Origin of the sequence: uncultured Bacteroides sp., assembly GCF_949298305.1 — a bacterium.
Lineage (GTDB): Bacteria > Bacteroidota > Bacteroidia > Bacteroidales > Bacteroidaceae > Bacteroides.
Genome location: NZ_CASFWU010000140.1, coordinates 1 through 6,017, shown reverse-complemented (window position 1 = coordinate 6,017; position 6,017 = coordinate 1). Strand labels below are relative to the sequence as shown.

Below are 6,017 nucleotides of genomic sequence, written 5' to 3'. Positions count from 1 at the left end.
CAGCAGAAGGCCTACCTCGGCATCCGCCGGCTGCAGCAGAGCTACCTGGCCGATGCCATTCTGGAAGAACTGTCGGCCGCCGACGTCAAGCTGACGGAGACCGCCCTGCAAGTGAAGACCGCCCGCGAGAACATGCAGCTGGCCGACGAAAGCCTGAGCCTCATCACCTTCTCGTACAACGAAGGCAGGGCCGCCATGGCCGACGTGCTCTCCGCCCAGCTGTCGTGGATACAGGCGCGCTCCAACCTGATAAGCGCCCACCTGGCACAGAAGATGGCCGTGGCCGAATACCGGAAGGTGGTCAGCGAATGAGCGGCGACCCGGCGCCGCCGGACTACGGGCGGGAAAAGCCGGAGGGCAAGGCAGGAAAAGCCGGAGAGCACGGCGGAAAAAACCGGAAAGCACGGCAGGAAAAAACGGGCAAGCAAGGCATCACTTCTTCATGTCCAGCCTTGACACGACTGTGTCCAGCCTTGACACAATTATGTCCAGCCTTGACACAGTTGTGTCCAGCCTTGACACAGACTTCTCTCGCCGAGGTATGCATGTTTCTTCCCCGCAGCTCCGAACTTTGTTCCGCCGAGGTCCGGAGTTTCCGTCCCGCATGTCCGGACTACGGACAGCGGTCTGCCGTCCGTCTCCCTCCCCCCAATGACAAGAGAGAGGGCATCCACCCGCAGGGGATGCCCTCTCTCTGTCCTGTCCGCCCCCCTCGCCGGGGGCGCGGTTGTTCTCATGTATTACCTTTGCCGCCTTTATCCCAGGAAGGAAATCAGTACGCCGGCCGCCACCGCCGAGCCTATCACACCCGAGATGTTGCTGGACATGCAGTAGTTGAGCACGTGGTTCTTGGGGTCGTACTTGGTGGCAATCTCGTTGCAGACGCGACTGGCCATGGGCACAGCGCTCAGTCCCGTTGCGCCAATGAGCGGATTGATTTTCTTCTTGGAGAAGAGATTGACCAGCTTGACGAACAGAATGCCACCCGAGATGGACAAGGCAAACGCCAGGAAACCGCCGATGACGATACCGATGGTAGTCCAGTTGAGGAAGGCTTCGCTCGTCATGGTGGCGCCCACACTGAGACCCAGGAAGATGGTAGCGGCGTTCATGATGCTGTTAGCGGCGGCGTCGAAGAGGCGGCTGGTGTCCGAGCCTATTTCCTTGATGAGGTTACCGAACATCAACATACCGATGAGGGGCACTGCCGTAGGCACAAACAAGGCCACGATGGTAGTAACGGCGATGGGGAAGATAATCTTCAGGACACGCAAATTCTTAATCTCGGTCTTGGAAGGATAGAGCTTCTCCTGTTCCTTCATGTTGATCATCAGCTCCTTCTTGCTGCACAGCAGCTTAACGACCAGCGGAATGATGACCGGCACCAGTGCCATGTAGGAATAGGCCGCTATGGCGATAGGACCCAACAGATGGGGCGCCAGCTTGATGGTAGTGAAGATGGCTGTGGGCCCGTCGGCACCGCCGATGATACCCAACGCAGCAGCTTCTTTCGGCGTGAAGCCCATCAGCACGGCACAAAGCAGCACGGTGAAAATGCCCAGCTGGGCGGCCGCGCCGAAGATGGAGAGGCGCAGGTTGCGCAGCATGGGGCCGAAGTCGGTCAGGGCACCCACACCCATGAAGATGACGGGCGGCAGGAAGCCGGTCTTAATCAGCATATAGTAGATGAAGTTCATCAGGCCCAGTTCGTGGGCTATCTCGTGGAGGGGCATCTCCCAGATGTTCTTCATCACCCCGTTGACCAATACCATTCCGTTCTCGTCGGCCTGTATCACGCCCATTTCGCCGCCGGGAAAGTTGGCAATAAGCACGCCGAAGGCGATGGGCACGAGCAGCAGGGGTTCGTAGTGCTTCCTGATGCCCAGGTAGAGCAGCACGAAGGCAATGGCATACATCACGAGGAAGGACGGGTCGGCAATGATATTGCTGAAGGCCGTCATGTCATAGAGCTTTGCAAATATATCTTCCATTATCCTATCTTCATTAATACATCATCTTCAGAAACCGAATCACCCGGATTGACGCAGATAGCCAATACTGTCCCGTCAAAGTCCGCCCGGATGGCGTTGTAGGTCTTCATGGCCTCGATATAGCCCAGCAGGTCACCCTTCTTCACGCGGTCGCCCACCTTCAGAGGTGTCTCCTGCGTGTTCTTGGTGAGGAAGAACTTGCCTTCCAACGGGGCCGGAATGTCTTTGCCCGGTCCTACGGCGGGAGCCTCGATGGCAGCCGTGGCCGATGCAGGCAGGTCAATGTCTCCGTAGGCCACCGTCACCCGATAGGCCTGGCCTTCCACCTGCACGGTCAGTGTCTTGGGTTTGCTGTCGTCCTGAGGCGTCTTGTCCTGCTCGGCGCGGCGCTTCTCCACGTCGGCCAGGAAGTCTTCCTTCGCCTTGCCGCTCTTGTAGGCCTCGTACTGTGCAGGGTGCATGGCATACTCGAAGAGTTCTTCGTCGTCCTCACCCGTCTCCCACTTGTTTTCCTTCATCATCTTGCGGTACTTGTCGAGGGCGTCGGGATAATTGTCCTGCGGGTTGCCGGTGAAGAACTTGCGTCCTTCGCGCTCCGCCTTCTCGATGATTTCAGGCGCCAGCTGTCCGGGCAGCTTGCCGGCCTTGCCCAGAATCATGTCCCAGATGTCATCGGCAATCATGCCCCAACGTTCCTTGCCCTTCTCCATGGCGATGACGTTCATCATGGCCAGATTCTTCACATACTGGCTGAAAGGCGTCACCAAAGGAGGATAGCCCACACGCGGCCATACGTAAGACACTTCATTGAAGAGCTTGATGAGCAGCTGGTCTTGCGTCATGAAGGGCAAGTTGCGCTTTGCCTTATACTTGTTGATGGACTCCAAATTGGTCTCCAAGTCGGCCATGAGGCTTCCCATCATACCGCCGGGCAACCCCGGAGCAATGAGCAGGGAGTTCATCAGGCGGTTGCGAGGACTGATGTAGAGACCCAGAAAGTCGTCCATGAACTCCTGTATCAGCGCGCGTACCTTCATATAGGCCTCCATGTTGATTTCGGGTACCTGGAATCCGGCATCCTTCAGCATGGCCTGCACGCTGAGCAGGTCGGCGTGTCCCGTACCCCACGAAAGCGGCTCCATGCCCACATCAATATAGTCGCAACCCGCCTCACAGACTTCGAGAATGCTGGCCATGTTGAAGCCGGGTCCCGCATGGCTGTGATACTGAACCGGTATGTCGGGATGGGCAGCTTTAATGTTGGCCACAATCTTACCGAGCGACACCGGGCGTCCGATGCCTGCCATGTCCTTGATGCAGATTTCATCGGCTCCCAGCTTAATGAGTTGTAGAGCCATGTCGGTATAATATTCAACCGTATGTATGGGTGAATGAGTGATACATAAGGAGCATTGTGAAATCATGCCGGCCTCGTGGGCATACTTGATGGATGGAGCGATGTTGCGGACATCGTTCAGGCCGCAGAACGTACGGGTGATGTCGGTTCCTTGTGCTTTCTTAACCTTGTAGAACAGCTTGCGGACATCGGCCGGAACGGGGCTCATGCGCAGGCCGTTCAGTGCACGGTCCAGCATGTGGGTCTGTATGCCGGCCTCGTGGAAAGGCTTGGTCCAGGCACGCACAGCCTTATTGGGATTCTCGCCGAAAAGCAGATTCACTTGTTCAAAACCGCCGCCATTGGTCTCGACACGGGCAAAACAGCCCATTTCAATGATAGCAGGCGCAACCTTCACCAGCTGGTCTACACGGGGTACATACTTGCCGGCACTCTGCCACATGTCCCTGAACACCAGGCTGAACTTTATTTCTTTTTTCATACCTTATTGTTTGTGTAAATGTGTAATTGTTTAACTGATTAAATCTTTTCTACCTTTGTTACCTTCCCTTTGCCATGTGTCACTACACTTACCGCTGCATGAATGGCAGCCATGATGTTGGCGGGAACCGGTGCGGGCTCGTTGGCCGCAGTCTGTTTGGCGGGCGCCGCCTCTTCGGGCGCGTACTTGTTGACCAGCGCGATGAGCCCTTTTCCCAGATAAATGACAATCAGCAGAATGGCAAACACCGTTGCCATACCCACGACCATCAACAAAAGAGCGATGTTCAAATTCTCCATACTTATATTGTTTTAGTTGTAACGATTCCGATGTGTCCCGTAAAAAATTGCCCGAAATTAGCAATTATTTATGTAAAACTGTTTTCTATTCCTGATAAATTATGCTAAATCGTAAGCCACACTCATTGTATGTCAAGCAAACTCATCGGCACGGACACCCCATGTGCGCAACAGCGAATAGACCAGACTGTCCCGGCGGAAGCAGGCAGCAACGGCAGGCTTCTCCAGGGTGAGGAGGAACGGTTTCTCACGCACGGCCGCCTCCTTGTCCTTCAGCAGTTCCTGTAGCCGTTCTGCCACCCTGTTGCCGTAAGTGTTTCCGTCGGGCAGCAGAGTCAGCGATTTTACGGACTTTGCATCCAGTGCCAGTGTCATCAGATCCATGAACAGGTCTTCCGTATCGGTCATCCCGGCAGGTGAAGCTTCGGCAAACACAAATTCACCCAGCGGAGTACGACATGCCTGTCCTCTCAATTGTTCCAGTTCCGACGGGCTGCATCCCTTCAGACTACAGGTAGCATCATCACGTATCAGAATAACCTGTATCTCGTTCTCTCCTTCTCGCAGTCCGGCATCCAAAGCCAGATAGCTCAACCATGCAGGCAGGTCCAGGTCGGGCAGCGTACGTCCTAATACGCTCGCATTTCTTTCTCCATCACTTATCTTGTTCTGTATTTTGAGCCGTAAAGGTACAACTTTCATCCGTTTTTCGGGAGGTTCCACAGCCATAACCTTGCACCGCCTGCCCCAAAAGTCCCAAACCTGTTCAGGAACAGGACATTTTGACATCCGCGCAAGGCACATAATCTGAAATAATGTCACATCCTGCGGCTTGGCAAATCTTTTGCGTCGTCTGGTGTGTTATTGGAAACGTAAATAATAGAAAGGAGAACAAGATATGAATTTCAACAACTTTACCATCAAGGCACAAGAAGCCGTGCAAGAGGCCGTGAACCTGGTACAGAGCCGGGGACAGCAGGCCATCGAGCCGGTACACAGATTGCCCTCGTTCTGGACAGGCAGATAGAGTCGTTGCCCAAGGTGTCGGGCGGCGAACCCTACCTGAGCCGTGAGACCAACGAGGTGTTCCAGAAAGCCATGCAGTACTCCAAGGAGATGGGCGACGAGTTCGTTTCATTGGAACCCATCCTGCTGGCCCTGCTCACCGTGAAGAGTACCGCCTCCAGCATCCTGAAAGATGCCGGCATGACGGAGAAGGAACTGCGGGCAGCCATCGGCGAACTGCGCCAGGGCTCCAAAGTGACCTCCCAGTCGAGCGAGGACACCTATCAGTCGCTGGAGAAGTATGCCATCAACCTGAACGAAGCCGCACGGAGCGGCAAGCTGGACCCCGTCATCGGGCGTGACGAAGAAATCCGCCGTGTGCTCCAAATCCTGAGCCGGCGTACGAAGAACAACCCCATCCTGATTGGCGAGCCGGGTACCGGCAAGACTGCCATCGTGGAAGGTCTGGCCCATCGTATCCTGCGCGGCGACGTCCCCGAGAACCTGAAGGACAAGCAGGTCTACTCGTTGGACATGGGTGCGCTGGTGGCCGGCGCCAAGTACAAAGGTGAATTCGAGGAGCGTCTGAAGGCCGTCATCAACGAGGTGAAGAAGTCCGAGGGAAACATCATCCTCTTCATCGACGAGATTCATACACTGGTAGGTGCAGGCAAGGGCGAAGGCGCCATGGATGCCGCCAACATCCTGAAGCCTGCCCTGGCCCGTGGCGAACTGCGCAGCATCGGTGCCACCACCCTCGACGAGTACCAGAAGTACTTTGAGAAGGACAAGGCCTTGGAACGTCGTTTCCAGACCGTCATGGTGAACGAACCCGACACGCTGAGCACCATCTCCATCCTGCGTGGACTGAAGGAACGCTACGA

Annotated in this window: 5 protein-coding genes and 1 pseudogene; 2 read left to right on the top strand and 4 right to left on the bottom strand. The window is 55.7% G+C overall.

Going from position 1 to position 6,017, the window contains the following annotated elements:
- Positions 1 to 312 (top strand): TolC family protein (locus Q1Y74_RS13460; RefSeq protein ID WP_300814806.1); only part of this gene is annotated, 312 nt, incomplete at its 5' end.
- Positions 313 to 755: 443 nt separating this feature from the next.
- Here Q1Y74_RS13460 and Q1Y74_RS13455 read toward each other — a convergent pair.
- The 4 genes from Q1Y74_RS13455 to Q1Y74_RS13440 form a co-directional block, all read right to left on the bottom strand.
- Positions 756 to 1,991: a sodium ion-translocating decarboxylase subunit beta gene (locus Q1Y74_RS13455; protein WP_300814805.1), complete on the bottom strand. Its 1,236-nt coding sequence runs from the start codon at positions 1,989 to 1,991 to the stop codon at positions 756 to 758.
- Positions 1,991 to 3,829: a biotin/lipoyl-containing protein gene (locus Q1Y74_RS13450; protein WP_300814804.1), complete on the bottom strand. Its 1,839-nt coding sequence runs from the start codon at positions 3,827 to 3,829 to the stop codon at positions 1,991 to 1,993. The genes Q1Y74_RS13455 and Q1Y74_RS13450 overlap by 1 nt, the downstream gene beginning before the upstream one ends.
- 38 nt (positions 3,830 to 3,867) lie before the next feature.
- On the bottom strand, positions 3,868 to 4,128 hold the full coding sequence (locus tag Q1Y74_RS13445; protein WP_300814803.1) for an OadG family protein: 261 nt from the start codon (positions 4,126 to 4,128) through the stop codon (positions 3,868 to 3,870).
- 132 nt (positions 4,129 to 4,260) lie between these two features.
- The gene (locus tag Q1Y74_RS13440) at positions 4,261 to 4,830 is read right to left on the bottom strand and encodes a DUF6621 family protein (RefSeq protein WP_300814802.1); all 570 of its coding nucleotides are present in this window, start codon (positions 4,828 to 4,830) and stop codon (positions 4,261 to 4,263) included.
- A gap of 196 nt (positions 4,831 to 5,026) precedes the next feature.
- On the opposite strand from Q1Y74_RS13440, the pseudogene Q1Y74_RS13435 reads away from it, so the two are divergent.
- Positions 5,027 to 6,017 (top strand): annotated as a pseudogene (locus Q1Y74_RS13435) (ATP-dependent Clp protease ATP-binding subunit); the annotation flags it as partial.

Bases quoted from the DNA above. Each gene is read 5' to 3' on its own strand.
- Q1Y74_RS13455 (WP_300814805.1), bottom strand. From the start codon at position 1,991: ATGGAAGATATATTTGCAAAGCTCTATGACATGACGGCCTTCAGCAAT.
- Q1Y74_RS13450 (WP_300814804.1), bottom strand. From the start codon at position 3,829: ATGAAAAAAGAAATAAAGTTCAGCCTGGTGTTCAGGGACATGTGGCAG.
- Q1Y74_RS13445 (WP_300814803.1), bottom strand. From the start codon at position 4,128: ATGGAGAATTTGAACATCGCTCTTTTGTTGATGGTCGTGGGTATGGCA.
- Q1Y74_RS13440 (WP_300814802.1), bottom strand. From the start codon at position 4,830: ATGAAAGTTGTACCTTTACGGCTCAAAATACAGAACAAGATAAGTGAT.